Raw genomic sequence first — 26,123 nt, forward strand, 5'->3', positions numbered from 1 at the left:
GAAATATGTTTACATCCAGTTTGCATGAAGATCTTTGCTTTATAGATAATGCCATTCTAATTTCGAATCCCCAGTGATTTTACATATAGAATGATTCGCCAGCGGTCCGCTTCGGCAATTGTGGTGGCGAGGGGGGGCTGCCTGCCCTTGGGTATGCCGTAGCTGATCTCTTTAAACAGGACGCCGTCGGAAAGGGACTGGACCTTGGCGCTGCGCAGATCTCCCGGCAGGGGCGCAAAACTCTGGCCCACCGTGCCGTTGCCGTCATGGTATTTGCCGTGGCACTGGGCGCAGTAGGTGAAATAGAGTTTTTCGCCCTGTTTGGCGATATCCGGTGTCTCACCAAACGGCGAGTGGAGGCTTTCGGCGGCGGTCGCCTTTAAAATCGCTTCCCCGCCGGCAGACGGAACGGTTCCTGCTTCCATCAGGAGCAGGGGTTCTTCATAGGGCCGGACAGCGGGCGTTTCCCGCATCCGGCCGTATGGAAAATCGTTGTCTACCTTCAGGAGGACATGGTAGGCCCCCATGATCAAGACAAACAAAATCACTGCAGCGGCGGCAACCTTCTTCATTTATTCTCCCTCTGCGCCCCTGACATGCTGTGGAAAGGGCATGACATCGTAAACAGCATAGGGTGATTCACCGGGAACGTCCTTGACCGGCCGATACTCCCAGGAGGGTTGCCCCCTGTCACCCACTACATAAAAGGCAAAAAAACCTTTTGCCAGAATAAACAGTGCCAGCAGAAAAACCAACAACCAGGTTTTTCCGGCGGAAAGCGCTGTTGGTCGTGTTTCCATTTTATATCTTAACCCCCATCAAACCGTTGAACAGTATGTACAAAACGGCCCAGACAACCGTGCCGGCGATAATCAGCGTGAGCGCAATTGGAAATGGTGCATTCCTGTCTTCAAGATCGTCCGGATAACGGCCATGGACATGTGTCAGTCTCTCTGCAGCGTCGGCACTTTTAAAGTAAGATTTCGCCAGTGCCAGCCCGAAAATAATAATGAAAATAAAGGCCGGAAACACATACAGAATGACATGCTGAAAATTAAGCAGGGCAAAAAATCGCATACGTTTCTCCTCGCACGGTTTTGTCAGGGCGGCCCGCCGGGCAGCAGCGCAAAAACAAGGACGGCGGCACTGGCCAGCAGTCCGGCGCAGGCCAGCAGCAGCAACCCGTAAATTTCAAACCGGCTGATTCCGGTAATCGGGGCGGCATCGGCCCCTTTTTCATTCTCCAGCGGCAAAAACCGGGCCCGGCGCTGGTCTTTAAATTGATTGTTCTTCAGTGCCCATATGAATACACTCAGACTGATGATAAAGCCCACTGCGATATAGGTGATGAAATAAGGGAAGTACATGTCTTTCTTCCTTACTCGGATAAAACCATCAACGAACATTTTGCTATGTTAAAACAAATTAATCACGATGCAGGTATTTAGGCTGAAGGCTGAAGGTAAAATTCTGACTGAGGCGAGTCTAAAAGCCTTCAGTCTTCAGCCTATTCGCCTAATTACGGTTCATAGGCTGCATCTATCCCCTTGGGTTCGGTATTGGCGTCACTGTCGTTGATAAAATAAACGGCCACATAATTGCCGACATCCCAGATCTTTTCAGACTCCAGCTCCCGTTTGAAATACGGCATGGCCGTACCGGTAATGCCGTTCATAATCTGGTAATAAAGAATGCCGCCGGAGATTTCACGCCCTTTTAACAGGGTAAAGTTAAAAGGCGGCGGATAAATCCAGGGTTGGGCCGGGCCCATGCCGTCTCCCACCGGACCGTGGCAGCCCAGGCAGAAATCCTGATAAATCTTATGCCCCCGTGCAATGCCGGCTTCGGTGGTGGGATACGGATTGGGAACATCCCGCCATCCCCGGGGGATCTGATCATTCAGCCATTGGACATTGGCGTCGGGACCGGCCTCATAGGCCCGGACAGCTTCCTTTTTCCAGAAACGCTGCCGGTCCATGCGCCCATCCGCCTGGAGCAGGCCGAGACTCTGAACATAGCGGGTGAGCGTGTTCATCTTTTTCCTGTCGAGGAAAGCAAACGCCGGCATGATGGAATTCGGCCGGGTATGGCGCGGATTTATAAAATGGGCAATATGCCAGTCGTCGGGGTGCTCGCCGCCTTCCTGGGACAGGTCCGGACCGGTACGCTGGGATCCCAGCAGTACCGGATAGTCTGCCACATAATCTCCGGCCTGGGCGATCCGTTCCGCCCCCAGCCCCCAGTCAATGGAACGGATGGACTGGGTGTGACAGTACACGTAGCCGTTGGCGATATAAATTGCGCGCCCGGCGGATTCTTCCTGAATCCGGGTTCGGAAAATGTCCGAAGGGGTTTCATCGCGGGTGGTGTAGGGAATGAAAACAACCACAAAAACAATAGCCGCCAGGATCAGCAGGCTCCCTAAAATTAAGGCTTTCAGGGTCATCTTCATGGCGTTTCTCCGGGTTTGCCGTACAGGGTTTGCAGAATGTTATACAGGCCGAGTATTGCGCTGACAAATATCATTAGCCCCAGGGAAGCCCTGACAACATAATAGACATGGATTTCAGCCAGAAGCCGGTAAACCGTTTCACCGTTGAGCCAGGCCGATCCCTGAATCAGGCCGGCAAAGGTCAGGACCACGGTGAATCCCACCACGCCGATTAAAATCAGCCAATACTGCAGATCCGCCAGAAATCTGCTGTAAAGGGGACGGTTCGTTATCTTTGGAAGGATATAGTAAAGTCCCCCAAGGGCGATCATTCCGGCAAATCCCAAAACGCCGACATGGGCGTGTCCCACCACCCAGTTGTTGAAGTGCGTTACCCGCTGCACCTGGGGCAGCGACATCATGGAGCCCTGAATGCTGACAAAAAAATACATGATGGTTCCGGTGAAAACGAATTTGGCGCCGATGTCGACATGGATTTCTCCCAGCCGGCCTTTGGCAGTAAACCAGATATTGAGAAGAAACGCCATGACCGGGATTACCATGGCGACACTGTCCACGATGGCGATGACCTTGAGCCAGGTGGAAACCGGCACCTGCAGCAGATGGTGGGTCCCGATATGGGTATAGACCACGATCAGGGACCAGAAGCCCAGCAGCGAAAGGGTATGGCTGTAAAGCGGGGTGCGACAGGCCCGGGGGATAACATAATAGGTCACACCGGCGGCGAGGGGCGTCAAGAGCAGGCCGAACACATTATGCCCGTAAAACCAGAGCAGGATGGCATCCGGAATTCCCACCAGGGCGCCGCTGTCGGGCCGCCAGATCACATTGCCGAGGGCGTAGGTTGCGGCGGTAAGAACGGTGGCTGCCAGGACATACCAGACCGAGACATACAGAATCGGTTCGCGGCGCCCTTTTACCGTCATGGCCAGGTTGGTGAACACCAAGACAAAGGCGGCAATGATCATGATGTCGATGGGCCAGACCATTTCAGCATACTCGCGGCCCTGGGTGTATCCCATGGCCAGGCTGACGGTAACGGCCACCAGGGTGACGTTCCAGGCGATGACGGTGAGGATGCCGAGCTTTTCGCTGAAAAGTTCGGTGCGAAGCAGGCGCGGAAAGTAATAAAATGCCGCTGCCAGGAGTCCCGGTGTCACAAAGCCGAAAAGCACCAGATTGATATGGATCGGCCGGATTCTGCCGAATACCAGCCAGCCGACGTTGGCGGTCAGGTCCGGCGCGATCAGTTCGGTCGCCCCCAGAAGCCCCGCAAATGTCGCAATGACCATCCAGAAGGCGGACGTGAGGCAAAACCCCTTGGCGGTTAAGTGCGGTTGCGGCAATAGAGTCAACGAGGTGTCTGTCAACTGATTCTCCTTTAACTGTGACACGCCAGCCAGCAATCGAGGTTTGCTTTTTTCTGCTGGTGGCAGGTGATGCAAAATTGCATTCTGAAATACGTGCCTTTGATGCGGTCCATGGTTTCAATCGGCCCATGGCATTGCCGGCATTCGATTTCTTTTTTAATATGACGCTCGTGGTTGAACAGCACGTGTTCAGCCAGATAATTTACTTTGCGCCACTTCACCGGCGAACCGGTCTTAAAATAGTCATGTACCTTTAGAATCTGGGGATGACCGGCAATAATATGGTTGTGGCAATACAGGCATTTTTCAACCGGGGGGATTCCCGGATGAAGGGCTCGGTCCACATAGGGATGACAGAACTGGCACTGGATCTGCTTGACGTCGACATGCAGCCGATGGCTGAAGGGAATAGGCTGCTCGGGCCCGATATCCCACCCGGGGGGGCGATAGAAAAGGTACAGCAGCAGGACGGTAGACAGAAAACACAAACCCACCGCCAGCAGCACAAGCCTGTTTGAACGCGCAGGCATAAAGCAGTTATGCACTGCGGTTAATAGTGCCGAGAGCCAGTCCTTCCTGAACAGAATCAATACGGAAAGGATCAGTAACAGCAGGGCAATGGCAATGGTAATTTTCATTCCACCCCCTCACGCTTTCCGATCCGACCCAGTTCCGGAAATAATTTCAGAAAAAAAGCAACGGAAGCCAGCAGCAGGCCTAAAAATCCAAGACTGATCAAACCGTCCGTCAGGCTCAACGGCAAAACGACGGTATCATGACCCAAGGCCGGTCCCAGCAGCAGGAGATGCTCCAGCCATATTCCCACGATGACGATGCTGCACAGGGGTATCATGGCCCAGGGCTTTGTTTTTATCTTTTTGTTGAGCAGCAGCAGAAACGGCAGGATAAAGCAGACGATAAAGACGGTCCAGGCAAGCATCTTCCAGGGAGGCATCAGGGTGCGTTCAATGATATAGCCGGTCAGTTCAGGGATGTTTCCGTACCAGATCACCACAAGCTGGACGTAGAAAAAATCGGCCCACATCAGGCAAAAGGCGAAAAAGAGTTTGCCGATGTCGTGAAAGTCGGATAGCCGCAGCCCGAAACGGTTTTCAGCCTTAAGATACAGCAGCCAGGCGAGAATGATCAGCCCCCCCAGTCCGATGTAAAAGGCCTTGACGAATGTATACGCCCCAAAAAGGGTGGAATGCCAGTGCGGGTCCATGCTCATGACCAGGTCGAATCCCACCAGCGACAGGACCAGGGCAAATGCCAGCATGTACAGAATGCTGAAAATCGACTGTCTGCTTTGACAGCGCCGGGGGTCGATGCGGACCCAGTGTTTGGATAAGCGGGTGCGGATTTTTCCCCGGGACTCCAGCGTTCCGATTTTAGCGCAGAGGGCATAATACAGGTAGGCAAACCCGAACCCGTAGAGGATGAGCAGGCCCAGAATATCCCGGGCAAACAGAAACGGCAGATTAAGCCAGACCTCTTTGCCGTGAAGGTCATGGTGCAGCCAGGGGAAGACATGCTCTTTTCCCAGAAAGAGGAGTAGAAACAGGATGAAGGAAATCGGAAAAAAGGCGCTGAAAGATTCGGCCGCACTGGACAGGGCGCCGCTCCAGCGTGCTTTGGTGGTGTGCATGACGGTGGAAAAAAGAAGCGCGCCCTGGGCGATGCCGGACCAGATCAGAAAATTGATCAGGTACGCCTGCCAGGCCCTTTGCGGGTTTTGACCCAGCAGTCCAAAGAAAAAGGCGGCCAGGCCGATTCCTATCAGGATCGCGAAAAGAATAAAAAGCCTTTTTGCTTTCATAACGGCAATGTCAGTATGAGTTGTCGGCATTTTCTAATCAAACACCTTTACCTCGGCCCCCTGCTGCTGAAAAAAACCGGTCAGCTTCTCCAGTCCGTCCGCTTCACATGAAGCCAACAGGCCGAAATGAGAACCGGAGCAGCGCGGGTCATAATATCTCAGATTGTCGTAACGCGGCAGACCGGTCAGGGTCAGCATGCCGATCACGTTGGCGATGACGGCAAACAGAATGGTGCATTCAAACCCTACGATGAAAAAGGGAATCAGGGCCACGACGGGCTTTCCGCTGACTATCATACCCCAGCGGGTGGATGTGAATATCGCCAGGGCGAACCCGCAGATAAAGCCGATAATGCCCCCGCACAGGGTAAAATAGCCGACCGGGCTTTTTTTTAACTTTAGGGCGTCGGTCAGTTTGTGGCTTGGGATCGGGCTGAATACTTTTTGCAGCTGCCAGGGCGACTCGCGTAATCGGGCGGCGGCCTCAGCCGCCCGGTTTTCGTCCGTAAACAGACCGATGACGTGATGTTTAGCCGCCATGGTTTTCTCCTGCATGAGCGGTTTCCTTTATTTCCGTCATGGACACCGACGGCAGGTGTTTTACAAAGAGTACAAAAAGAAAAAAGAACAGGCAGAAGCTGCCCAGCATAATTCCGAATTCAATGGCTGTGGGCGCATACAATCCCCAGGCATGGGGGATAAAGTCGTGGGCGACGCTGCCGATGATGATGACAAAACGTTCAAACCACATGCCGATATTGACGATAAGGGAGATGATGAAAAGCCAGACAATGGTGGTTCGGATTTTCTTAAAGAAAAACAGCAGCGGTATAACGGTATTGCAGGTCACCATGATCCAGAACTGAAGGGAGTAGTCACCCACGGCGCGCCAGCGGAAAGTTTCCAGTTCCACGACATTATGGCTGTACCAGGCCATGAAATATTCGGTGCTGTAAGCAAAAGCGACGATGAGACCGGTAAAGATGATGGTCTTGGCGACATTTTCAAGTACCGAAAGGGTAATGATTTTTTCGTAGTGGAAGATCTTGCGCAGTGGAATCATCAGGGTCAGGACCATTGCCAGACCCGAGTGGATGGCGCCGGCAACAAAGTAGGGGGCAAAAATGGTGGTGTGCCAGCCGGGGACGACCCCCAGTGCGAAATCCCAGGAGACCACGCTGTGGACCGAAATCACCAGCGGCGTGGCCAGGGCGGCAAAAAAGAGATAGGTGCGTGAAAAATGACGCCAGTGCTCATGTTCGCCGGTCCAACCCAAAGAGAGAATGGTAAAAATCTTTTTGCGCAGCCCTTCGGATCGGTCCCTTACAGTGGCCAGATCGGGCAGCATGCCGGTATACCAGAACAGGGAGCTGACGATGAGATAGGTGCTGATGGCAATGACGTCAAACATCAGGGGGGATAGAAAATTCGGCCAGAGCCCTCGCTGTGTGGGGTAAGGCAACATGTAAAATACCACCCAGACGCGTCCCAAATGAATGAACGGAAACAGCCCGGCGGTGCAGACCGCAAAGACCGTCATGGTTTCAGCGGCCCGTGCAATGGGATTGCGCCAGCCGGCCCGGAAAAGATGCAAAATGGCCGATATCAGGGTGCCGGAATGGGCGATGCCGACCCAGAAAACAAAGTTGATCAAATAGGTTCCCCAGGCAACCGGGTTGTTCTGGCCGCCCACGCCGATGCCGCTGAAAATCTGATACAGCCAGCAGGCAGCGCCCAGCAGAACGCCCAGAAAGAGCAGAGCAATGGTAATCCAGTAGGGGCGCGTCGCCGGGCGGAGGGTGTCCAGCACCGTCTGGTCGATTTGGGCGTAGGTCAGTTTGGGGGAAGCACCGTCATTAGTCATAATCAAAAATCCGGATAGGAAAAAAATTTCAATTTTAAATTTCCGGTAAAACTTTTTTCAAATAAATAACCGCCGGTTTGGTGTTTAAATATCCCAGCACCTGGTAGGCCCGGGGATCTGCCGCCAGTTTCCTTACCCGGCTGCCGGGATCCATCAAATTGCCGAATATCAGCGCCCCGGTGGGACAACTCTGCAAACAGGCGGGCTGGATTTCGCCGTCGCGGACAGGCCGGTTTTCGTCCTTGGCAATTCCATGGGCGAACTTGATCCGCTGAATACAGAAAGAGCACTTTTCCATCACCCCCTTGCTGCGTGCCGTGACGTCGGGGTTTAACTGGAGATTCAACGGTGAGGGAGTTTCCCAGGTGAACCAGTTGAATCGCCGGACCTTATAAGGACAGTTTTGCGAACAAAACCGGGTGCCGATACAGCGGTTGTATATCTGGTTGTTGAGCCCCTCCTTGGAATGGTGGGGGGCATAGACCGGACAGACGGCCTCGCAGGGCGCATTGTCGCAATGCTGGCACAGCATGGGTAGAAAGGTTGTCTTTTCCGGATAGTCGCTGTCAAGATATCGCTCCACCCGAAGCCAGGACATTTCACGTCCCTTGAGAACCTGCTCCAGCCCCGCAACGCCGATGTTGTTCTCCGCATAGCAGGCGGCCGTGCAGGCGCTGCAGCCGATGCATTTATCAAGGTCCACCACCATGGACCAGCGGTAGGTGTCATGGTCATGGGGGGGGGTACATATCGCGTTTGGGGTCATACCCTTCCGGAATCGGCAGGGTCAGGGGAAAATCCTCCAGGGTTACCCCCGGCTTTTTGGGGGATGTTCCTGCTGAAAGTTCTTTCAGCGGTATGGAACGGGCAAGCTGACGGCCGTGCTGAAAACGGCTGCCGTCCAGATGCGCCAGCTTCAGCATTTTGCCGGTTTTTGTTAGGGTCACCGGTGAAGCGGACAGAACCGGCCCGCCGTCCAGCGGGTTGGGGGCGTCGGGGAGTATCCGGAACGGATTCAGACTGGTGTTGCGGGCATAACGACCGTAGCCGGGGTGTCCCTGACCGATTTCCATGACCAGAACGCCGGGTTTGACGCTGGGGGTTCCATAGACCGGCGCTTCCAGGGATCCCCAGCGGCTTTGAATCCGGACGACATCTTCCTGTTCGAGCCCATATTGTTTCAGCGTTACCGGATGCATGCGCACCGGTGTCTGCCATGCGATCTGGGTCAGGGAATCCGGAATTTCACAAAGCCAGGGCTTATTGGCGCCCCGGCCGTCATAAAACCGTATGGAGGGTGCGGCCATAAACGTGAGTTCTGATTCAGGGATGGTCGAGAGTCCCGTAAAATCTTCAACCAGCGGTTTTCCGAGCCTTGGTTGCACATATCCGGTCCGGGAGGGCGGACTGAAATGGCCGCCGGCGCTTAAGGCCAGTACCCAGTCGTTCAGGTTTTTGGCAAGCCGCTTTTCTAAAAAAGAGGTGTAAAGATACGCTTTATAGCTTGATTCAGGCCCGGGATTAGCTTCTTTTGGAAAAGAAAAATTTAAAAAGACGTCGCCCAGATGCGGTGCTTCCGTCAACCTTCCCATGGCCGGTTGAAGCGTGGAAACGACGCCATGCTTTCCGGAATATTCATCCCAGGTTTCCAGGGGAAGGCGGACCGGAAAGATCAGATCGGCCAATTGCGTGGTTTCATCCATAAAATTGGAAAAGCTGACGACAAAAAGGGAATCCTTTTGGAGTATGGCGTCAATGTTGTGTTGGGGCGGCAGGGAGAATGCCGGATTCACATTGTTTAACAGCAGCAGTTCGATTGCTCCGGTATCCATGGCATTGAAAAACTTTAATACCGCTTCCCGGCTGTGGGCGATTTCTATGGTGTGGCGATTGATAAAATCAAAAAGTTCCAGCTCCGGATTCAGGACCAGGTTCAGCAGGTTGACCGCCATGTTGGCCTGAAGGCTGTTTTTGGCAAGGGACCCGGAACCGGTGCCGAGTATCAGCGGCCGGTGTGACTTTAACAAATGGTTCAGCAGCTGCAGGTATTGTTCAGGGGTAATGCCGGCAAGCTGCGCTGCGCTCTCTTTGGTAAAAGGCAATGCCGCCTTATTAATGGCGGCGCGAAGATCTTCAGGCAGCTTCTTGCCCTTGCCCTGCATCATGCTTTCATTCACAAGGCTCAAGGCCAGGGCGGCTTAGCCGCCGGGGTTGCAGGGGAGCCAAACATCGGCATTGGCCCCGGTCAGGGATTGATACGGGCTGATGTGATAAAAAAGGTTTTTACGGCCGTTTTTAACTGAATGCATTTGTTTGAATTTGGCGCCGTATTCAACCGGAGACAGCCAGGTTTCAAGAAAGTCGGCGCCAAAGGAAAGCAGAAAATCGGCCCTTTCCATGCGGTAAGAGACCAATCCTTCAACCCCCAGGACACGATCATTGGCGGCTTTCAGGGACTCATAGGAAAAGGGTTCAAACACCAGCGGATGCGGGGAGTTCCATTTTTCGAGAGTATTGCTAAAAAGCGACAGCAGGCTTTCTCCCACCATTTCCGTGAGCATTCCGATGCGGTTCCGGCCCTTTTGGGCCGCGGTATCGGCCTTTTCTTTTAATAGGTCCTGGGCCGCTGCAAATGAAATTGGACGCCAATCATTGTTTTCTTTCAGCAGGGGGGTTTTGATCCGGTCCGGGTTGTAGATTCCCTGAAGGGCCGCCTGACCCCGCAGGCAGAGCTTACCGCGGTTGATGGGATGGTGCGGGTTGCCTTCGATCTTGACGAGGCGGCCTTTTCTGTTTTTGGCGAGAATGCCGCAGCCGGCCGGACACTCCCGGCAGGTGGACGCATACCAGGTCGGTTTCCCAATGACCATGTCGTCAGGGGCCTGGACCAGGGCATATAGTGATTTTTCAGGCTCGGAAGAACAGCCGGCCGCGATCGATACACTGCATAGTCCGGCTATTTTTAGGAATGTTCTCCGTTTCATTGCGGGAAATGCTTTCCGGTCTGATAAAAAAATTGATAATAAAAAAGCTGAAATCTTGGAAGGTGGCCCATGTATCGATTGCCTTTTAAGCATTTTCATTATATTGAATCTATTGCAGATTGTCAATCCTGCTATTCAGCTGATGTGATGTTGAAAAATCAAAAAACCACCGAAAATCCAAATCAAGGCTGATTTTTTTGGGTCTTCGGAAACTTACTGCTGTCACGGGCATTTTAAGGCATTTTTCAACCGGGAGTTGCCGTATTTAAGGAGGGAGGAAAGGATGAGTGTGATTATTGAATTTTCAATTTTTCCCCTGGACAAGGGGGTCAGTTTAAGTCCCTATGTCGCCAGGGCGGTTAAAATGGTTAAAAAGAGCGGGCTGCCGTATCGGTTCGGACCCATGAGCACGAGTATCGAAGGGGAATGGGAAGAAGCCATGGCCGTGGTCAATCAGTGTTTTGGAGAATTGAAAAAAGACTGCAGCCGAATCAGTTTGAGTTTAAGGGTCGATTACCGACAAGGCGCCGGCGACCGGTTAAACGGCAAAATAAAGTCGGTTGAGGATAAACTGTAAAAAGAATAGGGCTTGAAGCGCACGGCGCAAGGCACACGGCGCCGGAAAAGGGGCGGTTGGCAAGACAACGGTTCAACCGGGAGGCCGGGAAGTCGAGAAGCGACCATAAAAGGTCTCTAAAATTTAATTTGCAGCGAGGGTATCCGGCGATATAGCGCCAATACGGATTGCTCTTTGTTTTTGACCTCCAGCATGATGTCCAGGGGCAGGTGTTGGATGCGGCGATAAAATCGTTTAAATCCGGTCACATTGATGTTTTCGGAATGACTGCCCACGGGCCCTCCCTTTTTCTGATCGGAATAATGAATTTTTTGGGGGCCGTCCTGGGGCTGCCAGGTCGAAGCGATTGATTCCAGGATCCGAAGCAGTCCCAGTTTTTGAAGGGAGGGGTTGCAGCGGTGATGGAAGACATCCAGTATCATCGGAACCTGAAGCTCCCTGGCCACGGTCAAGGTGTCCGCGACTGTATAATTTTTTTCGTCATTTTCTATGACCAGTCGTTTCTGGACCGATAAGGACAGTTTCTCAAAATTCCGGACGAACCGTTTCATTCCGTTTTTTTTGTCGCCATATGTACCGCCCAGATGCAGGATGATTTTATGCGCTGCATCCAGGGAAAACGCGTCCATCAGTCTGGCATGATATTCCAGCTCGGCGATACTTGCGGCGACCACCGTTTCCCGGATTGAATTCAGGACAGTATACTGCCCGGGGTGCATGGAAACCCGCATTTTGTATTTAGCAATCAGGCGGCCCAGTTCGGAAGATTCGGTTTTTAGCAATCGTCGCCACGGCAGCCGGTTAACCGGGTGGGAGCCAAAAGGAATGGTTTCAGAGGAAATACGAAACAGCCCGATCCCCTTGTCCCGGTTCCAGAGTAGAATTTGTTTGAGGGCGCTCAGGTTCCGGCGGGACAGGCTCAAGATGTTTTCTTCGGATGCATTTTTTAACCGGCAGGTTCTACCGGCAGAGGGGAGCTGCGTGTTGATACAGGCGTATCCGAGTCTGATCATTTAGAACGCTCAATCATATTTTTACCGGCAAACGATTTTTAAGCTTGAACGCTGCTAACGTGGTTTTTTAAAAGTCAGAAAAAGTTTGTTGTTTTTGCCGTCAACTTCAAGTCCATTATCATTCCAGTCGAAAATTCTGCAGGCGTCGGTTTGCCCGGTGGGAACCGAGCAGGCAATAAAGGGCATCAGGGGATCGCCGGCGATGGATTTGAAGTTTATGATCATTGCCTCTGTTTCGGGTGTTTTTTCGAATTCGAGGAGTTCAACAAAATAGATGGAACAGTCGCCTTCAAAGAAACCGCTGATTTCTCTTTGCTTTTGAATGCGTTCTTTGAACAGCCCAATGGCGGCGCTGCGGGTTTCGGCCTGGACGATCAGATTGAATTCACCGTGTCGGCGTTCCGACTCCGATGCTTCTTCCTGGTTGGTCTGGTGCAGAAAATTTCCAATATAAATCATAGATTTTCTCCTCATGTGATTTTGGCATAACGGAGGGGTCAATAGTATGGGGCGCCTTTAACATCAACCCGGTGGCAACGCTTTCAAAAAACTGTTAAATTTATAACATAGTTCCGGCGGTTGGACAACTCAATTTCTGTAGATCAGTTTGCCTTTGTTTTGTGGATAATTTCGAATTATTTTACCCTAACTGGAGTTTTTAGCATGAACCCAATAATAAAACGGATGTGCATTTTGTTCATTATTCTTTCGCTTGCCGGGCTGCCGACCGTGACGGTCGGTGGTGAAACAGAAAAAGGGTACAAAGCCCGGGTGCGGCTTTCGGTAATTGCTGCCGAAAAGGTCAGCGGGCTGATCAGCAGCTTTATGACGATCGATTTAAGAAAGCTGGGGGATGTCGTCATAACGGACATGGACCCCGACTGGCATCTTGCGGTTACGGGGGTGGAATTGCATGCCGACGGCAAACGGACCGGTGTGGCCGTTTCGACCGTCATTATGGCGCCGGTTCGGGAAGCCGATGCAAAATCTATCATCACGGTTCTTGAAAAAGAGGGGTCGCTGCCGGCAGCGCTGCAGAAATTCAAATCGAAGCAACTGGTTGAAGTTAAAAGCAGCTGGCTGCGGGCAGATGCCGATACCGCCTTAAGAGAATTATGCCGGGGGATCATAGCCGATTTTGATGCCGAGTATCTTCAGCCCGGGCGGAAGAATGTTCAGCACCGTAATCAGTGATATGAACATTGAAGACAAATGTTCAGTCTTAAATCATAAGTTGCCTTGGGGCGAAATGGATGCAACCGGCCGGCTCAAAACCAAAGAAGGCGTCCGGCAATTTTGTTATTGACGGCCATGCCCATTTGTAGATATATTGTAGCTATAAATGCAGGCTGCCCTTTTTGACTTTCCTCAACATCTTCGTAAAGTGCATTTACAGTGAGCGTTTCTAATATTTCCGATTAAGGCACGCTGCCCAATAGCCGGCAGGGGCTTTGTTAAGTACAACACGTTAAACTATCAAAAATGGGGGGACTATGAGAAAACTGACACTGATTATTTCGCTGGTCTTGATGATGACGCTGACCGTTGCATCCGCAAGTTACGCCAAACCTTTCTATGATGGAAAGGTTATAACAATAATTGTCACCACCAAACCGGGGGGCGGTTACGACTGGTATGGACGCCTGGTTGCCCAATACATGAAGAAATACCTTCCGGGTAGCACCTTTATTGTTAAAAACATCCCCGGCGGCGGGCATATCATCGGCGTCAATACATTGTACAAAGCAAAGCCCGACGGGTTGACCCTTGGAACGTTCAACCGCGCTGTCGGTCTTACCCAGGTGGTGGGCTCAAAAGGCGTTAAATTCGATTTTGCCAAGTTGAGCTGGCTGGGGTCGCCCTGCAGCGAACTGTATGCCTATATCGTCAATCCGAAAATGTTCAAGAATATTGATGAGGTCCTCAAGGCCGATAAAATTCGTCTGGCTGCCGAGGGGTTGGGAGCGGTCTCGTACGTCAATCCCCTGATGATGTATCAGGCCCTGGAAAAGGACAATTTTCAGATTTCAACGGGTTATTCCGGAGCTGAAATGGAAATGGCGCTGATCCGCGGCGAAGCCGACGGTATCTGGGGTTCGGTCGGGAGCCGGATGGCGCTCTTCGAGAGTGGCGACGGCCGCGCGGTGGTCTTGGTGGGCCGGCAGAAACCGGAGCAATTAAAAGATGTGCCGTTTATTGAAGAAGTTTTAACAAAACCGGAGCAGAAGCCTGTTGCAAAACTCCTTCGCGGCATCCAGCTGGTGGGGCGTCCGTTTGCCGCTCCTCCGGGCATGCCTGAGGACCGCCTGAAAATACTGCGGGAAGCTTTTGAAAAAGCCTGCAAGGATCCGGAAGCGGTTGCCCTGGCCCAAAAGGCCGACAAACCGATGGATTTCGTCGATGCGAAAGAGGTCGAAGATTGGGCCAAGGGGCACTTTGAACTGTCTCCGAACATCGTGGCGAAACTCAAGGAAGCATATGGGATGAAATAACTTTTTGTAAAGTTCTTTAGGGGATTTCACAGGTATTTTGTTGAAGACCTTATAAAAACAAAAAAAGCAAGGCAACGTTAGTCTGTTGCCTTGCTTTTTTTGTTCCTTGAAATCCTTTCGATTCAGGTTTTGCTGAAAATTTCAGTTAATCCAAGTTTGTTCACCCGCTGTGCAACCTCTCGCGTATCTGTTGAATAGAGGCCTTTCAGCTTCATACGATCCAGGAACACGGACCCGGAAAAGGTGTATTTTAAGCCGAGACCCGCCTCGGTTTTCATCTGGGACCGAACATACTGAATGGCGTCGCCGACCGCCAGTGCAGGCGGCAGGATCAGGGGCTTTTCCCCCTTGATATATTTTACGGCATTGTAACCGGCCAGGGTGCCGGTACAGATCGCTTCGGTGTGCCCCACCAGCAGCCCGGCCTTTTCTCCGCCGCAGAACAGATTCTGAATGCCTTCCACTTTGAGGCTGTCGTCCCGGGGGGACATGCCGAAATAGCGGACTGAATTTCCCAGTCCGCCGGCGTAGGGATCTTCATAGCGGGCGTTTTCAAATCCGGAGATTTCCCGAAGCGCGTCCAGGGGAAAGAAGGGAGACATCAGCTTGGCATGACCGGTATCCAGCAGGACAATGTTGTTCTCAAACTCCGGCAGCGCATATTGCTGGCAGGCTTTCAGGTTGAGCTTGCCCCTGATGATTTTGGACGGGGGAATGGGAATGACGGCCACGCCCGTTTTGTTCAATTCATTCCGGATTTCGGTTGAAAGCGATTCTTTCAGCAATTTACAAGAACCGCTCATGGCGCCGACCTGGTCGCCCTTTCGGCCGATCATCTCCTTTACACCGGCCTGGGCGGCCAGACTGACGCGGCCGCCAAAAGCATGACAGCGCAAGATACACATGGCACAGCCATTGCCGTACTTGCTGCAATTGGCCGGCGGACCGGCGGTGCCGGTGGTGTCGATAAAAACATCTCCGGCAAAGGAGAGCGCTTCCTTATTGCATTTGCCGATGATTTTTTTAATTTGACCGCCCGAAATCTCCACATCGGTAATGCGGGTGGAAAGCTGAAGCGTGATGTTGCTTTCCAGCAGAAAGCGCCGGATGATCGGCTCCATGGTGGCCACATTGTACAGCGAAGCATGCCGGTGCCCCGGGAAATCAAAGTTTCGGTGAAGGGAATTGCGGTCGGTCAGTTGAAAGATCTCGCCGCCGCCCATGGCGATCATTTCCTCTGTGGCCGTGTAGCGGCCGTTGTTGCGCATAATGCCGCCCACCAGACCGGTCCCCAGCAGCATGTCGGTCCGTTCGACCAGCGTAACCTGGGCCCCTTGCTTTTGGGCTGAAAGGGCGGCCGCACAACCGGACCAGCCTCCGCCCACGATGATGACTTTCATAACTGTGACTCCTTGTGAAATGAATACGCCTTTTTAGAGCACCCCCAAGCTCGTGTCAAGGGCATTTAACAGGCGGTTGATAAACTGCGCCTGATGCCGCCATGCGGCGTTGAGCGGCTCTTGTCAATGCCCACATATGTGCGAAATTGCTGCGCTTGTCGACCTGATTCTTGTTTCTCAACGGCCTGTTAAAGCCAATCAAAACGCATTGAAAAACAGGTGTCTGTGCGTGCAAGTCCGGCCTGCCGGTGGCAAGCGAAAGGCAGACCACTGAAATCGCTTGACATTGAATCGGCAAATATTTAATTTTAATTGCTAAATTTGGATCGTCACCAAACCCGAACATGTTTAGACGTGAACGAAAGCCGCCGTATGTTTCATTAGATGAACCACCCAATCGATCCTGGCCCGGCATTTGATTTTGTCGTTGAGAACCACCTGCCGGCGTCTCAGCGGCAGCGGAAAAAAGAGAGGAGGGTGTCATGAAAGACAAGATGCGTATCATGAGCGAAAAGCCTCTCAACGCAGAGACCGCGAATGAATACCTGCGCTCCTGGATCACGGCCAATTCCGTCTTCTTTGATCGCAATCAAAGCGATATCATGGAGAGGCCGGTAGCACTCGACGATTGGGAACTTACCGTCACGGGAGAAGTATCTCAGGAAACCCGGTTCAGTTTCGGTCAGATTTTAAAGATGCCGAAAGCCATCGTAGCGGATACGCTGGAATGCTCCGGCAACAGCCGCTCGCTATTAAAAGAAAAGGCCCGGGGAAACCCCTGGACCATAGGGGGGGGTCGGAAATGCGGTCTGGGGCGGCGTATGGTTAAAAGACATCCTGGAAAAGGCCGGAATTAAAGAGACAGCCAAGCATATCGGGTTTGAAGGGTTTGACAAGCCGCTGGGTTCCGCCGGGATTAAATTTATCCGCATCATACCGCTGGATAAGGCCATGCCTTCCACCATCCTGGCCTATGAAATGAATGGCGAACCGCTGCCGGTCAAGCACGGGTTTCCCTTGAGGGGGCTGGCGTTGGGATGGACCGGCGCCAATTGCGTCAAATGGCTCCATAAGATAATGGTAATGGCCCAGCCCTATAAAGGGTTTTTCATGGATAATGTCTACCGGGTTTTTCAGAAAGACGAAGATCCCAAGACCGGTCAGGTGGTTACGGGGATTAAAATAAAGTCCATCATTACCCAGCCCGGCAAAGACGAAACCCTCTCCCCGGGTCCGGTTGTGGTCCTGGGGGCTGCCTTTGCGGGAGAAATCGATATCGAGCGCGTTGATATTTCAACGGACAACGGCCAAACCTGGGCGCCGGCAGCCTTCATCGGTCCCCATGAACCGTTTGCCTGGAGGCAGTGGCAATACGTCTGGGACGTAAAAGAGCGGGGGGATTATACCCTTATGGCCAGGGCAATGGATGTCAATGGCAATCAACAGCCCATGAACTCTTCCTGGAATGTTCTGGGTTATGGAACCAATGGCGTCGAAGAGCATGCCGTCGCCGTCCATATTACCTGAAACGGCCGATATCGGTTATAGTGAAAGGGGTGATCACAATCATGGAACAGGCAGGATTAAATAAAAAATGGCGACTGGTGCTTTTATGCCTGGGGCTGGCATTATTTTTGATAAGCGGCTGCGCCAAAACCGCAAAAGTGGTAAAGCCGGACAAGGCCGGCATTGATCCCGCATCCATCAAACCGGGCTTGGCGGTCCTTTACTTTGAGGGGTTCTACCGGCATATCAACAAGATGCCCATTGGTGAAACCGCCCTGAAAGAAGGCAAACCGGGAAAGCCGATCCCTTATATAAACCATCGTTTCGGCGCCGGTCCGGTGTATGACAGCGGGCTGAGCCGCGGGGTGGGGGTGCAGATGACCGGTTTTATCCGGTTCTCTTCGTCGGGCCGGTATCTGATGAAGGCAAAGTCCAATGACGGCATTCGCATTTTTGTAAACAACGAAATGATTATTGATGATCCCCTCGTCCATTCGGGGGGGGACCGATTTTCCGGGGAAGCCTCGGTTAGCATAGATAAACAGGGATGGTACGCTTTTTTCCTGCAGTATTTCCAGCGGAAAGGAACGTCCATGCTGGAACTTTACTGGCAATTGCCCGGCCAGGCCGATTTCAGTATCGTGCCGGCCGAGGCTTTCGGGCATATCCCGGAAACACCCAAAACCAAATGATAAGATGCCGGAAAGTTACATGCAGGAACATTCAGTTGCCTAATATGGCTGGAAAGGAAAGAGATACATGTCACTTTTGGAAAAGTTAAAAACGGACCTTAAGGCCGCGATGATCAAAAAGGATAATGAGGCCAGAAACACCATCCGTCAGATTATGTCGGAATTTCCCAGGCTGACGGTACCCCTGACGCTGGAAAGCGGCAAAAAGACCACGCGGCCCAAAAAGCCGGAAGAAATTACGGATGAAGATATTCAGGACATTATCCGGACCCTGGTTAAATCCGAGAAAACCGTGCTTGAATTAACCGGGGGGGACAGTTCAGCGTACCTCGAAATATTAGAAACCTATCTCCCCCAGATGGCAAGCCGGGCCGAAATTGAAGACTGGATTGGAGCGAACATCGATTTTTCCAATTTCAAATCCCCCATGCAGGCCATGGGAACCATCATGAAGCACTTCGGCAAGCTCGCCGACGGCAACCTCGTCAAAGAGATCCTTCAAGAAAAGAGCAAGGGGAGTTAGGCCCTGTCTGGTACGATCCTCTGAGAACGTTCATTTTTTCATAAGCAATTTTAACGACAATCCGTCTGATAAAAAAGGATAATTCTGTCATGAGCCTGGATCGGTTTAAAGTTCCAAAGGAAGAAGAAGTAAGGGTGTCTGAAGCGGCGTTGCGACGGGTGGTGACATCGATTTTTGAAAAACTGAGAGTCTCTTCGTCCGATGCAACCGAAGCTGCGGAAGCCCTTGTGACGAGCGATTTGCGCGGGGTGGAATCGCACGGCGTTTCCAATATGTTCCGGATCTATGTCAAAGACTATCAGGAAGGCCGGCTGAATTCAGCACCCGGCTGGAAAGTGCTGCGGGAAACAGCCGCAATCGCCGTGATCGATGCCGAACGCCGCCTGGGCATCATCATGGGGCCCAGGGCCATGCGTCTGGCTGTGGAGAAAGCAAAGCGCGTCGGGGTCGGCGTGGTTACGGTCCGAAACAGCGGACATTTCGGCGCCATCGGTCACCATGCCATGATTGCCGCAGAGCAGGACATGGTGGGTGTTTGCACGGCGGGGGCCGGCACACCCAAGGTGAGCGTGGTGCCGACCTTTTCGGCCGAACCGTTGTTCGGCACCAATCCCATTGCTGTTGCCGCCCCGGCCCAAAAGGAGGCGCCGTTTCTTTTTGATGTGGCCACATCGGCAATCGCCGGAAATAAGATCCGGCTGGCGGTCAGGACCGGCGCACCCTTGCTGCCGGGGTGGGTTGCGGACAAACAGGGAAATCTCCTTACGGAAGAGACGCCGGTTCAAGATCGCCATCAGTTCCACCTGCTGCCGTTGGGGGGGACCCGGGAGCAGGGGTCGCACAAAGGGTACGGGTTAATGATGACGGCGGAGATCCTTGCCTCGTTGCTGTCCGGAGGACTCCCGAACATGCTGGACGACAGCGCCGGTTCCAAGGCCCATTTCGCGGCATATGATATATCCGCTTTTACGGATCTCGAGGGTTTTAAAAGAGACATGGACCGGATGCTTCAAAAACTGCAAAATGCGAAACCGGTTGCAGGCCAGGAGCGCGTTCTATACCCCGGACTTCCCGAACACGAAGCGATTCAGGAGCGCCGCAGCCAGGGTATTCCGCTTCATAAGGAAGTGATCCGGTGGTTTGAGAATATCACCAAAGAATTGAATATCCCGGGGCTTGAAATCTTGCCATAAGTCAGACATATCGATGGATTTTCAGCAGACCGATATCTTTAGGGGTTGGAATGATATCTGGAATTCAGGACTTCCTTGAATGACAAATCGACGTCGTCCCATGAAGGACATTGATTTGGATCCGGAATCATCAATCCAAAACCTTGGATACGTGATAGAGGTCACAGACGCAACCAAACCTGTGATATGAGAATAAAATTTCGTGCAGGGGAATCATAGAGGGTACCCCTCTCATTGGCGGTGTTTGTTATATCTGCTTTTTATGGGTTTATGGGCAGCAATAAGAATCAGGGGGTCAATACGATCTTGCCGAACTGGTCACCCTTTTCCAGCATTCCGTAGGCCTTGACGCCTTCACTCAGGGGCATCACCCGGTCGATGACCGGTTTGAGTCTGCCGGACCACAGCAGGGCGGTGATGTCCCTGAAATCCTGGTGGGTGCCCATGGTGCTGCCGATGATGCGGATCTGTTTGGTGAAAATAAAGCGAATGTCGATCTGGGCCTCCGCACCGCTGGTATTGCCGACAATGACGATGCGGCCGTTGCGGGCAACTGCCTGCATGCTGATGCCCAAAGTCGCCTTGCCCACATTGTCCACAACAACGTCGACCCCGCGTTTTTCGGTGAGTTTATAAATTTCCTTGCCCCAGTTGACCTGGGAGCGGTCCAGAACCGCATCCGCTCCCAGCTCCAGGGCGCGCTCTCCTTTCGCCTTGTTTCCGGCCACCACAAATACGGTGGCACCGGCCAGTTTGGCAATTTGAATGGCCATACTGTTTACGCCGCCGCCGGCGCCGACGATGAGAACCGATTCCCCGGCGCGTAATTTTGCGCGGTGAACCAGCATGCGCCAGGCGGTGAGGGTAACCAGCAGGGGGGCCGCTGCCTCGGGAAACGGAATCCTGTCAGAGAGGGAGACCAGATTGCCGGCCGGCACCGCCACATATTCGGCTGCGCCGCCGCGCACATGTTCCCCCAGAATCTGATAGCCGGGACTGATGGAATCTTCGCCGCGGCGGGTAAAGTCGTCTTCCATCGTGGTAATGCCGGGATCCACGATAACCCGTTGGCCTTCTTTCCAGCCGGAAACATCTTTACCAACAGCAGCCACCTCGCCGGCCACATCGGCACCGCACCAGTGGGGCATCTCCAGATTAAGGCCGGGCCAGCCGCGGCGCACCCAGATGTCCAGGTGGTTGAGGGCGCAGGCTTGCACCCGAACGAGCACCTGGCCAGGAGCCGGTTGCGGGTCGGGGACATCGCCGTATTGGATGACGTCGAGCTTGCCGTGCTTTTCAAAATAGAGCGCTTTCATATTCTCCCCCTTATGTTCCTGATTATTTCGGTGGACAGGAGCGGTTGTTATTTAAAGTCATATCACGAGCGCCAATGCGGATCAATTGCCATGAAAAACTCATTATGTTGTTCGGCAGGATCAACTGATATTGCTTGATTTTTGTTACGAAGGGGTGTTTATATAAATATATTGGTACCTTTGCGGATGCTCCTTTTTCCCTTTCATGTATACTTCATGAAATAACGCTTAAAGCCGGTGAATCAATGATGCCGAAAAACATGTTGCGAAATATTCCGGATGTTTTGCCCGAGGAACTGGTTGAAGTGCTTCAAACGGGCAATGGTGTTAAAATTGAACGGATTGTGTCAAGGGGACACGCTTCGCCCAAAGGGTTCTGGTATGACCAGGAACGTCATGAATGGGTTCTGGTTCTGAAAGGCAGCGCCGGTATTTTGTGGGAAGGCCAACCAGATCCGATTGTCTTAGGGAAGGGGGATTATCTGAATATACCGGCGCATACGCGACACCGGGTCGAATGGACCGATTCCAAGCAGGAGACGGTATGGCTGGCGATTTATTATTAAACCGAACGGACATGAAAATGAAAGGCGAATAGAGATGAATTTTTTTGTCAAGCTGCTGATCAGCAATGCCGTCATTATTTTATGTACCCAGATCGGCAAGCGCTTTCCCTCGCTGGGGGGATTGATTGCCACCATGCCGCTGACCGGCCTGATTGTACTCATATGGCTCTTCACCGACAACCCGGAAGATTACGGCCTTATGAAAAACTATACCCGGGGAGCTGTGTGGGGGACGCTGCCCAGCATCCTGTTTTTTGCGGTGGCGCTCCTTTGTTTCAGCAGGCAATTGCCACTGGCGACGGTGCTTACAGCCAGTTTCGGCGTCTGGCTGACCGGCGCTGCGGTCCACCAGTTGTTTTTGAGATAACCCAAGGCCCGGAAGCCTCGGGCGGCGTCGTAGAAGGATAAGACTCCGCAAGTTTGAGGGATCAGATGCTATTTTACCGGATCATGGCCGACGGGATTTTGCTGATTCACTTTGCGTTTGTGCTGTTCGTGGTGGCAGGCGGGATACTGGCATATTACCGCCCAAGACTGGCGCTGGTTCACCTGCCGTGTGTGGCCTGGGGGGCCCTGGTAGAGTTTTACGGGTGGATATGTCCGCTGACGCCCCTGGAGAATTACCTGAGACATCAGGGCGCTGCAGGCGGTTATGATGAAAGTTTTTTGGCGCATTATCTCATCTCGGTTCTCTATCTCCAGGGGCTGACGCCGAGGATTCAGGTTGCGCTGGGGGTGATTGTTATGGGAATCAATGCGCTGCTTTACGGATGGGTGTTATACCGGCTAAAAAAATAAAAAGAGGAGAAGACGACCATGCAAGCTTTTGAGATCTATGCCTTGAAATATGCAGGCCCATTTACCAGTTCGGGGGCATTTCTGATGTGGATGAAGGACTGGGACCGGACGGAAGAACGAAATTGTTATTTGTGGTGCATCAAAGGGCCGGAAACGACGGTGGTTGTTGATGCCGGCGTTCCCCCGCAGCTGGCCGCATCAAAGAAAATGAACGGCTATACCAATCCGGAAGAAATGCTCGACCGGATCGGCGTTAAGGCTGAAACCGTCCGGCATGTTATCCTGACCCATATCCATTGGGATCATGCTGCCGGGGTAAGCCTGTTTCCGCAGGCAAAAATTTATCTGCAGGAAAAAGAATATCGTTTCTGGATTAAAGACAAAATAGCGACTCGGCCGGCATTCAGGTTTTACACCGATGATGCCGCCAATTTGCATTTGGCGTCTCTTGAAAAAACGGAACGGCTGGTTCTTCTGGATGGAGACCGGGAGATCCTGCCGGGGATGGAATGCCTATTGGCGCCGGGTCATAGCGTGGCGTTGCAGGCGGTGGCGGTGAATACGTCGAAGGGGACGGCCGTGCTCGGTTCGGACAGCGCCCATGTTTTTAGAAATTTTAAGGAGGATTGGCCCAGCGCATTGATCATCGACCTGGTGGGATGGATGCAAACCTACGATAAACTGCGGGCCAGGGCGGCTTCAGCCGATCTGCTCTTTCCCGGTCATGACCCCCTGATGACCCGGAATTATCCCCTGGTGGCGGAGGGGGTGACCCGTCTGGTGTAAGGCTTCGATACCGGCGGTTCCTTGACATTGCGGAAACCGGCGGATTTAAAATTTGTATTCTGTTGGGAATTTTGCTAATTGAACCAGGAGATGATGCAAGGAAGCGATTAAACCGGTGTCAAGGAAAGTCCATTAAAAGGAGGCGTTATATGTTGATTTCATTGTTGCAAAAGAGAAGAAGCATCCGAAAATTTCAAGATAAAAAAGTGGAGCCTGAGAAGATTGAAACATTGATCGAAGCGGCGCTAAGGTCGCCTTCGGGCGGAGCAAAAAATCCTTGGGAATTTGTGGTGGTTACCGACAAGGAGATCCTGGAAAAACTCTCGACGGCAAAAGAGCATGGTTCCGCTCTTATAAAAGGCGCATCTCTGGGAATTGTTATCTGCGCGGACCCCGGCAAGCAGGACATCTGGATTGAGGATGCCGCCATTGCTTCTACCATTATTCATTTGACGGCAGCCTCTCTGGAGCTGGGAAGCTGCTGGATTCAGATTCGAGAAAGAATGCACAAGGGAAATGAGCCGGCCGAGTCTTATATTACGGAACTCCTGGGGCTGCCGAAAAATTTGAAAGTGCTTTCCATGGTGGCCATCGGCTACCCTGCTGAAGAAAAACCGGGGCACGGGAAAGAAGAACTGCTGTATGATAGAATCCACCGCAATCGTTATGGAAAAAAATAGCATGGAACAATCTTTCCGGATGAAACCGGCCGGCCGATCCTGCATATGCATATGGCCTGCGGCCGAAAAGGAAAAACCGTTACCGGCTGCGTCCGGTCGGGTGTTAAAACCTGGCAGGTGATGGAAGTCATCCTGCTGGAGCTGGTTGACACCCGGGGGGTTCGTTTGCCGGATCCGGTCACGGGGTTTAAGCTGCTGGCGCCTTAGTGTATGAGAACACAAATACGATGACATTGTAATTCGTCAGATAACTCCGGTGAATAAAAACCCCTCCCGGCCTCCCTTTGTGAAAGGGAGGAGAATAATTGCCCCCTTTATTAAAGGGGGTTTGGGGGATTTTTTCATAGGAATTCGTTAGAATTCATTATACTGAATTCGTCATCGTACTAATGAAGTTGTGTGCTTGGCTCGCAACCATTCGCATAAACCGGGGGTTTTCTTCCATGCCCAACTATCCCCTCCTATTCAAGCCTTTTGATATTCCGCCGCTGCGACTTAAAAACAGGATTACCACGGCCCCGCTGTTTACGATGTACGCCCAACGGGACGGCAGTGTCGGCGAATTGATCCTGGAACATTACAGCGAACTGGCCAAAGGCGGTGTTGCCATGGTGGTGGTGGGCAATGTGGCTGTTGACCCCGGCGGGCTATTGGCCCGGCATTCGCTGCGGGCCGACAGCGACCGGTTTATCTCCGGATTATCGCGACTGGCCGAAACCATAAAGAAAGAAAATGTTGCGGCGGTGCTCCAGATCAATCACGGTGGTCGGTTCGCCCGCGGTGACAGACTGTTAGCGCCGTCGGCGGTTGCGTTGAGCGATATCAGCCTTGGCGGCATATACCGCTCAGCTTTGAAGTCGCTGGATTTCCAACAGCAGTGGTCGATTGTTTCGGAATTGATCCAACATCGTCCGGAACGGATACGGGTGATGACGAAGTCCGATATCCGCCGTATCATGACCGCGTATGTCGGCGCAGCGGTTCGGGCCCAAAAAGCCGGTTTCGATATGGTGGAAATACATGGCGGCACGGGTTATCTGCCGGTTCAGTTTCTGTCCCCCAGAACGAATAAACGTATGGATCGATACGGCGGAGATTTGGAAAACCGGATGCGTTTTCCGCTGGAACTTGTCCGGGCGGTCAAGGATGCCGTCGGGTCTGCCTTTCCCGTGGGCTACCGATTCCAGGCGGACGAATGGCTTCCAAACGGGTTCGGACTCGACGAAGCCAAAATTTTTGCCCAAAGGCTTTCCGAATTGCCGGCGGCTTATCTTTCCGTGACCGGCGGCACCTACGAATCCTTTGCCGACAAAGAAATAATGGAAAAATCCCACCAGCCGTGCTACATGGTACACTTGGCCCGGGCGATCAAACAATGTGTTGCGGTCCCGGTCATTGCCAGCGGCCGCATCGTAACACCGGATCTGGCAGAGACGGTTTTGCGCGAAGATAAAGCGGATCTGATCGGGCTGGCCCGGCCCCTGTTTGCCGATCCGCTCTGGCCGCTTAAGGCAAAAGCGGGGCAGCCGGAGGCAATCAACGCGTGCAGCGACTGCGGGACGTGCTTTCAGTTTTTAGTTCTAAATCAGCCGGTTCGCTGCGCCCAGTGGGAAAAAGATAAGCGGATCCATAGGCAGCGTATGATCAGAAATACCCTCAAGCCCCCCCAAAAAATACTCATTGCCCTGGACGGATCGGATAATTCCGCCATGGGCGCGGTATATGCCGGCGATATGCTGGCGGGGCGCAGCGATGTGTTGATAACCCTGCTGCATATCCGAACCGAAGAGTCGGACCGGAACGAACAAGAGGTCCGAAAGATAATGGAAATCTCCCGGGCCGTCCTGATAAAGGCCGGCATTCCCGCGGAAGCGATTTCGGTTCAGTTCCGCGATAAAAGAACGGGTATCGCCCGGGATGTCTTGGATGAAATCGAAGCAGGGGACTATGGGACCGTTATCGTCGGGCGGCGGGGCCTTTCCCGCGCAAAGCAGTTCCTTTTCGGAAGCGTGTCGAACAAGATCGTGCACAATACCAGGGACTGCACCGTCTGGGTGGTCGACTGATCCGGATTTGCCGAACATTTTGATTG

At 52.7% G+C, this 26,123-nt stretch carries 33 protein-coding genes; 15 read left to right on the forward strand and 18 right to left on the reverse strand.

Going from position 1 to position 26,123, the window contains the following annotated elements; translation table 11 throughout:
* Nucleotides 1-56 precede the first annotated feature (56 nt).
* From P1P89_01340 to P1P89_01400, 13 genes are all read right to left on the reverse strand, one after another.
* Nucleotides 57-572 carry a c-type cytochrome gene (locus tag P1P89_01340; GenBank protein ID MDF1590129.1) on the reverse strand — a complete coding sequence of 172 codons (516 nt, stop codon included), beginning with the start codon at nucleotides 570-572 and terminating at the stop codon, nucleotides 57-59.
* Nucleotides 573-800 carry a hypothetical protein gene (locus P1P89_01345; GenBank protein MDF1590130.1) on the reverse strand — a complete coding sequence of 76 codons (228 nt, stop codon included), beginning with the start codon at nucleotides 798-800 and terminating at the stop codon, nucleotides 573-575.
* Between the two features lies 1 nt (nucleotide 801).
* A complete protein-coding gene (locus P1P89_01350; GenBank protein MDF1590131.1) occupies nucleotides 802-1,077 on the reverse strand; it encodes a hypothetical protein in 276 nt (91 codons plus the stop codon).
* A gap of 23 nt (nucleotides 1,078-1,100) precedes the next feature.
* Nucleotides 1,101-1,367 (reverse strand): hypothetical protein, encoded by a 267-nt coding sequence (locus P1P89_01355; GenBank protein MDF1590132.1) that lies wholly within the window; start codon nucleotides 1,365-1,367, stop codon nucleotides 1,101-1,103.
* Nucleotides 1,368-1,519: 152 nt separating this feature from the next.
* The gene (locus P1P89_01360) at nucleotides 1,520-2,452 is read right to left on the reverse strand and encodes a cbb3-type cytochrome c oxidase subunit II (protein ID MDF1590133.1); all 933 of its coding nucleotides are present in this window, start codon (nucleotides 2,450-2,452) and stop codon (nucleotides 1,520-1,522) included.
* Nucleotides 2,449-3,822 carry a cbb3-type cytochrome c oxidase subunit I gene (locus tag P1P89_01365; GenBank protein ID MDF1590134.1) on the reverse strand — a complete coding sequence of 458 codons (1,374 nt, stop codon included), beginning with the start codon at nucleotides 3,820-3,822 and terminating at the stop codon, nucleotides 2,449-2,451. Before P1P89_01365 ends, P1P89_01360 begins: the two co-directional genes overlap by 4 nt.
* 11 nt (nucleotides 3,823-3,833) lie before the next feature.
* Nucleotides 3,834-4,460 (reverse strand): cytochrome c3 family protein, encoded by a 627-nt coding sequence (locus P1P89_01370; GenBank protein MDF1590135.1) that lies wholly within the window; start codon nucleotides 4,458-4,460, stop codon nucleotides 3,834-3,836.
* Nucleotides 4,457-5,671 (reverse strand): hypothetical protein, encoded by a 1,215-nt coding sequence (locus P1P89_01375; GenBank protein MDF1590136.1) that lies wholly within the window; start codon nucleotides 5,669-5,671, stop codon nucleotides 4,457-4,459. Before P1P89_01375 ends, P1P89_01370 begins: the two co-directional genes overlap by 4 nt.
* A 3-nt stretch (nucleotides 5,672-5,674) precedes the next feature.
* Nucleotides 5,675-6,181 carry a DUF3341 domain-containing protein gene (locus P1P89_01380; GenBank protein MDF1590137.1) on the reverse strand — a complete coding sequence of 169 codons (507 nt, stop codon included), beginning with the start codon at nucleotides 6,179-6,181 and terminating at the stop codon, nucleotides 5,675-5,677.
* The gene (gene nrfD / locus P1P89_01385) at nucleotides 6,171-7,505 is read right to left on the reverse strand and encodes a polysulfide reductase NrfD (GenBank protein MDF1590138.1); all 1,335 of its coding nucleotides are present in this window, start codon (nucleotides 7,503-7,505) and stop codon (nucleotides 6,171-6,173) included. Before nrfD ends, P1P89_01380 begins: the two co-directional genes overlap by 11 nt.
* Before the next feature lie 34 nt (nucleotides 7,506-7,539).
* Nucleotides 7,540-8,271 (reverse strand): 4Fe-4S dicluster domain-containing protein, encoded by a 732-nt coding sequence (locus P1P89_01390; GenBank protein MDF1590139.1) that lies wholly within the window; start codon nucleotides 8,269-8,271, stop codon nucleotides 7,540-7,542.
* Nucleotides 8,237-9,682, reverse strand: coding sequence for a molybdopterin dinucleotide binding domain-containing protein (locus P1P89_01395; protein MDF1590140.1), 1,446 nt, complete (start codon nucleotides 9,680-9,682; stop codon nucleotides 8,237-8,239). Before P1P89_01395 ends, P1P89_01390 begins: the two co-directional genes overlap by 35 nt.
* 21 nt (nucleotides 9,683-9,703) lie before the next feature.
* A complete protein-coding gene (locus P1P89_01400) occupies nucleotides 9,704-10,489 on the reverse strand; it encodes a hypothetical protein (GenBank protein ID MDF1590141.1) in 786 nt (261 codons plus the stop codon).
* 283 nt (nucleotides 10,490-10,772) lie between these two features.
* Between P1P89_01400 and P1P89_01405 the strand changes: the two genes are divergently transcribed.
* Complete coding sequence (locus tag P1P89_01405; protein MDF1590142.1) at nucleotides 10,773-11,066, forward strand: MTH1187 family thiamine-binding protein; 294 nt, start codon at nucleotides 10,773-10,775, stop codon at nucleotides 11,064-11,066.
* Nucleotides 11,067-11,182: 116 nt separating this feature from the next.
* Here P1P89_01405 and uvsE read toward each other — a convergent pair whose 3' ends face one another.
* Both uvsE and P1P89_01415 read right to left on the reverse strand, forming a co-directional pair.
* The gene (uvsE, locus tag P1P89_01410) at nucleotides 11,183-12,079 is read right to left on the reverse strand and encodes a UV DNA damage repair endonuclease UvsE (protein ID MDF1590143.1); all 897 of its coding nucleotides are present in this window, start codon (nucleotides 12,077-12,079) and stop codon (nucleotides 11,183-11,185) included.
* 54 nt (nucleotides 12,080-12,133) lie between these two features.
* The gene (locus P1P89_01415; GenBank protein ID MDF1590144.1) at nucleotides 12,134-12,538 is read right to left on the reverse strand and encodes a hypothetical protein; all 405 of its coding nucleotides are present in this window, start codon (nucleotides 12,536-12,538) and stop codon (nucleotides 12,134-12,136) included.
* A 204-nt stretch (nucleotides 12,539-12,742) separates the two neighbouring features.
* On the opposite strand from P1P89_01415, the gene P1P89_01420 reads away from it, so the two are divergent.
* The gene (locus P1P89_01420; GenBank protein ID MDF1590145.1) at nucleotides 12,743-13,273 is read left to right on the forward strand and encodes a hypothetical protein; all 531 of its coding nucleotides are present in this window, start codon (nucleotides 12,743-12,745) and stop codon (nucleotides 13,271-13,273) included.
* Nucleotides 13,274-13,572: 299 nt separating this feature from the next.
* On the forward strand, nucleotides 13,573-14,571 hold the full coding sequence (locus tag P1P89_01425) for a tripartite tricarboxylate transporter substrate-binding protein (GenBank protein MDF1590146.1): 999 nt from the start codon (nucleotides 13,573-13,575) through the stop codon (nucleotides 14,569-14,571).
* A gap of 122 nt (nucleotides 14,572-14,693) precedes the next feature.
* Here the strand turns inward: P1P89_01425 and P1P89_01430 are convergent, their stop codons facing one another.
* Complete coding sequence (locus tag P1P89_01430) at nucleotides 14,694-15,971, reverse strand: FAD-dependent oxidoreductase (protein ID MDF1590147.1); 1,278 nt, start codon at nucleotides 15,969-15,971, stop codon at nucleotides 14,694-14,696.
* Between the two features lie 55 nt (nucleotides 15,972-16,026).
* Nucleotides 16,027-16,476: a hypothetical protein gene (locus P1P89_01435; protein ID MDF1590148.1), complete on the reverse strand. Its 450-nt coding sequence runs from the start codon at nucleotides 16,474-16,476 to the stop codon at nucleotides 16,027-16,029.
* Here P1P89_01435 and P1P89_01440 point away from each other — a divergent pair.
* The 5 genes from P1P89_01440 to P1P89_01460 all read left to right on the forward strand — a co-directional run bounded on the left by P1P89_01440 (nucleotide 16,454) and on the right by P1P89_01460 (nucleotide 19,885).
* On the forward strand, nucleotides 16,454-16,828 hold the full coding sequence (locus tag P1P89_01440; protein MDF1590149.1) for a molybdopterin-dependent oxidoreductase: 375 nt from the start codon (nucleotides 16,454-16,456) through the stop codon (nucleotides 16,826-16,828). The genes P1P89_01435 and P1P89_01440 overlap by 23 nt on opposite strands.
* On the forward strand, nucleotides 16,824-17,498 hold the full coding sequence (locus P1P89_01445; GenBank protein MDF1590150.1) for a molybdopterin-dependent oxidoreductase: 675 nt from the start codon (nucleotides 16,824-16,826) through the stop codon (nucleotides 17,496-17,498). The genes P1P89_01440 and P1P89_01445 overlap by 5 nt, the downstream gene beginning before the upstream one ends.
* 41 nt (nucleotides 17,499-17,539) lie before the next feature.
* Nucleotides 17,540-18,169: a PA14 domain-containing protein gene (locus P1P89_01450; protein MDF1590151.1), complete on the forward strand. Its 630-nt coding sequence runs from the start codon at nucleotides 17,540-17,542 to the stop codon at nucleotides 18,167-18,169.
* A gap of 67 nt (nucleotides 18,170-18,236) precedes the next feature.
* Nucleotides 18,237-18,692, forward strand: a complete 456-nt coding sequence (locus P1P89_01455; protein MDF1590152.1) for a GatB/YqeY domain-containing protein — start codon at nucleotides 18,237-18,239, stop codon at nucleotides 18,690-18,692.
* A gap of 89 nt (nucleotides 18,693-18,781) precedes the next feature.
* The gene (locus P1P89_01460; protein MDF1590153.1) at nucleotides 18,782-19,885 is read left to right on the forward strand and encodes an Ldh family oxidoreductase; all 1,104 of its coding nucleotides are present in this window, start codon (nucleotides 18,782-18,784) and stop codon (nucleotides 19,883-19,885) included.
* A gap of 287 nt (nucleotides 19,886-20,172) precedes the next feature.
* Here P1P89_01460 and P1P89_01465 read toward each other — a convergent pair whose 3' ends face one another.
* Entirely contained in the window at nucleotides 20,173-21,201 is a 1,029-nt protein-coding gene (locus P1P89_01465; protein ID MDF1590154.1) for a zinc-binding dehydrogenase, read from the reverse strand.
* Nucleotides 21,202-21,446: 245 nt separating this feature from the next.
* On the opposite strand from P1P89_01465, the gene P1P89_01470 reads away from it, so the two are divergent.
* The 7 genes from P1P89_01470 to P1P89_01500 all read left to right on the forward strand — a co-directional run bounded on the left by P1P89_01470 (nucleotide 21,447) and on the right by P1P89_01500 (nucleotide 26,097).
* The gene (locus P1P89_01470; protein ID MDF1590155.1) at nucleotides 21,447-21,767 is read left to right on the forward strand and encodes a cupin domain-containing protein; all 321 of its coding nucleotides are present in this window, start codon (nucleotides 21,447-21,449) and stop codon (nucleotides 21,765-21,767) included.
* A gap of 34 nt (nucleotides 21,768-21,801) precedes the next feature.
* Entirely contained in the window at nucleotides 21,802-22,134 is a 333-nt protein-coding gene (locus P1P89_01475; protein ID MDF1590156.1) for a DUF3147 family protein, read from the forward strand.
* Nucleotides 22,135-22,199: 65 nt separating this feature from the next.
* Nucleotides 22,200-22,565, forward strand: coding sequence for a DUF2784 domain-containing protein (locus P1P89_01480; protein ID MDF1590157.1), 366 nt, complete (start codon nucleotides 22,200-22,202; stop codon nucleotides 22,563-22,565).
* An 18-nt stretch (nucleotides 22,566-22,583) separates the two neighbouring features.
* The gene (locus tag P1P89_01485) at nucleotides 22,584-23,351 is read left to right on the forward strand and encodes an N-acyl homoserine lactonase family protein (GenBank protein ID MDF1590158.1); all 768 of its coding nucleotides are present in this window, start codon (nucleotides 22,584-22,586) and stop codon (nucleotides 23,349-23,351) included.
* 149 nt (nucleotides 23,352-23,500) lie between these two features.
* Entirely contained in the window at nucleotides 23,501-24,031 is a 531-nt protein-coding gene (locus P1P89_01490; GenBank protein MDF1590159.1) for a nitroreductase family protein, read from the forward strand.
* Nucleotides 24,032-24,040: 9 nt separating this feature from the next.
* Complete coding sequence (locus P1P89_01495) at nucleotides 24,041-24,238, forward strand: DUF296 domain-containing protein (GenBank protein ID MDF1590160.1); 198 nt, start codon at nucleotides 24,041-24,043, stop codon at nucleotides 24,236-24,238.
* 236 nt (nucleotides 24,239-24,474) lie between these two features.
* Nucleotides 24,475-26,097: a universal stress protein gene (locus tag P1P89_01500; protein ID MDF1590161.1), complete on the forward strand. Its 1,623-nt coding sequence runs from the start codon at nucleotides 24,475-24,477 to the stop codon at nucleotides 26,095-26,097.
* Nucleotides 26,098-26,123 lie beyond the last annotated feature (26 nt).

It is taken from the genome of Desulfobacterales bacterium (assembly GCA_029211065.1).
Classification (GTDB): domain Bacteria; phylum Desulfobacterota; class Desulfobacteria; order Desulfobacterales; family JARGFK01; genus JARGFK01.

Coding starts and splice junctions, on each gene's coding strand:
- P1P89_01340 (MDF1590129.1), bottom strand. CDS start 572: ATGAAGAAGGTTGCCGCCGCTGCAGTGATTTTGTTTGTCTTGATCATG.
- P1P89_01345 (MDF1590130.1), bottom strand. CDS start 800: ATGGAAACACGACCAACAGCGCTTTCCGCCGGAAAAACCTGGTTGTTG.
- P1P89_01350 (MDF1590131.1), bottom strand. CDS start 1,077: ATGCGATTTTTTGCCCTGCTTAATTTTCAGCATGTCATTCTGTATGTG.
- P1P89_01355 (MDF1590132.1), bottom strand. CDS start 1,367: ATGTACTTCCCTTATTTCATCACCTATATCGCAGTGGGCTTTATCATC.
- P1P89_01360 (MDF1590133.1), bottom strand. CDS start 2,452: ATGAAGATGACCCTGAAAGCCTTAATTTTAGGGAGCCTGCTGATCCTG.
- P1P89_01370 (MDF1590135.1), bottom strand. CDS start 4,460: ATGAAAATTACCATTGCCATTGCCCTGCTGTTACTGATCCTTTCCGTA.
- P1P89_01375 (MDF1590136.1), bottom strand. CDS start 5,671: ATGCCGACAACTCATACTGACATTGCCGTTATGAAAGCAAAAAGGCTT.
- P1P89_01380 (MDF1590137.1), bottom strand. CDS start 6,181: ATGGCGGCTAAACATCACGTCATCGGTCTGTTTACGGACGAAAACCGG.
- nrfD (MDF1590138.1), bottom strand. CDS start 7,505: ATGACTAATGACGGTGCTTCCCCCAAACTGACCTACGCCCAAATCGAC.
- P1P89_01390 (MDF1590139.1), bottom strand. CDS start 8,271: ATGACCCCAAACGCGATATGTACCCCCCCCCATGACCATGACACCTAC.
- P1P89_01400 (MDF1590141.1), bottom strand. CDS start 10,489: ATGAAACGGAGAACATTCCTAAAAATAGCCGGACTATGCAGTGTATCG.
- P1P89_01405 (MDF1590142.1), top strand. CDS start 10,773: ATGAGTGTGATTATTGAATTTTCAATTTTTCCCCTGGACAAGGGGGTC.
- uvsE (MDF1590143.1), bottom strand. CDS start 12,079: ATGATCAGACTCGGATACGCCTGTATCAACACGCAGCTCCCCTCTGCC.
- P1P89_01415 (MDF1590144.1), bottom strand. CDS start 12,538: ATGATTTATATTGGAAATTTTCTGCACCAGACCAACCAGGAAGAAGCA.
- P1P89_01420 (MDF1590145.1), top strand. CDS start 12,743: ATGAACCCAATAATAAAACGGATGTGCATTTTGTTCATTATTCTTTCG.
- P1P89_01425 (MDF1590146.1), top strand. CDS start 13,573: ATGAGAAAACTGACACTGATTATTTCGCTGGTCTTGATGATGACGCTG.
- P1P89_01430 (MDF1590147.1), bottom strand. CDS start 15,971: ATGAAAGTCATCATCGTGGGCGGAGGCTGGTCCGGTTGTGCGGCCGCC.
- P1P89_01440 (MDF1590149.1), top strand. CDS start 16,454: ATGAAAGACAAGATGCGTATCATGAGCGAAAAGCCTCTCAACGCAGAG.
- P1P89_01435 (MDF1590148.1), bottom strand. CDS start 16,476: ATGATACGCATCTTGTCTTTCATGACACCCTCCTCTCTTTTTTCCGCT.
- P1P89_01450 (MDF1590151.1), top strand. CDS start 17,540: ATGGAACAGGCAGGATTAAATAAAAAATGGCGACTGGTGCTTTTATGC.
- P1P89_01455 (MDF1590152.1), top strand. CDS start 18,237: ATGTCACTTTTGGAAAAGTTAAAAACGGACCTTAAGGCCGCGATGATC.
- P1P89_01460 (MDF1590153.1), top strand. CDS start 18,782: ATGAGCCTGGATCGGTTTAAAGTTCCAAAGGAAGAAGAAGTAAGGGTG.
- P1P89_01465 (MDF1590154.1), bottom strand. CDS start 21,201: ATGAAAGCGCTCTATTTTGAAAAGCACGGCAAGCTCGACGTCATCCAA.
- P1P89_01470 (MDF1590155.1), top strand. CDS start 21,447: ATGATGCCGAAAAACATGTTGCGAAATATTCCGGATGTTTTGCCCGAG.
- P1P89_01475 (MDF1590156.1), top strand. CDS start 21,802: ATGAATTTTTTTGTCAAGCTGCTGATCAGCAATGCCGTCATTATTTTA.
- P1P89_01480 (MDF1590157.1), top strand. CDS start 22,200: ATGCTATTTTACCGGATCATGGCCGACGGGATTTTGCTGATTCACTTT.
- P1P89_01485 (MDF1590158.1), top strand. CDS start 22,584: ATGCAAGCTTTTGAGATCTATGCCTTGAAATATGCAGGCCCATTTACC.
- P1P89_01490 (MDF1590159.1), top strand. CDS start 23,501: ATGTTGATTTCATTGTTGCAAAAGAGAAGAAGCATCCGAAAATTTCAA.
- P1P89_01500 (MDF1590161.1), top strand. CDS start 24,475: ATGCCCAACTATCCCCTCCTATTCAAGCCTTTTGATATTCCGCCGCTG.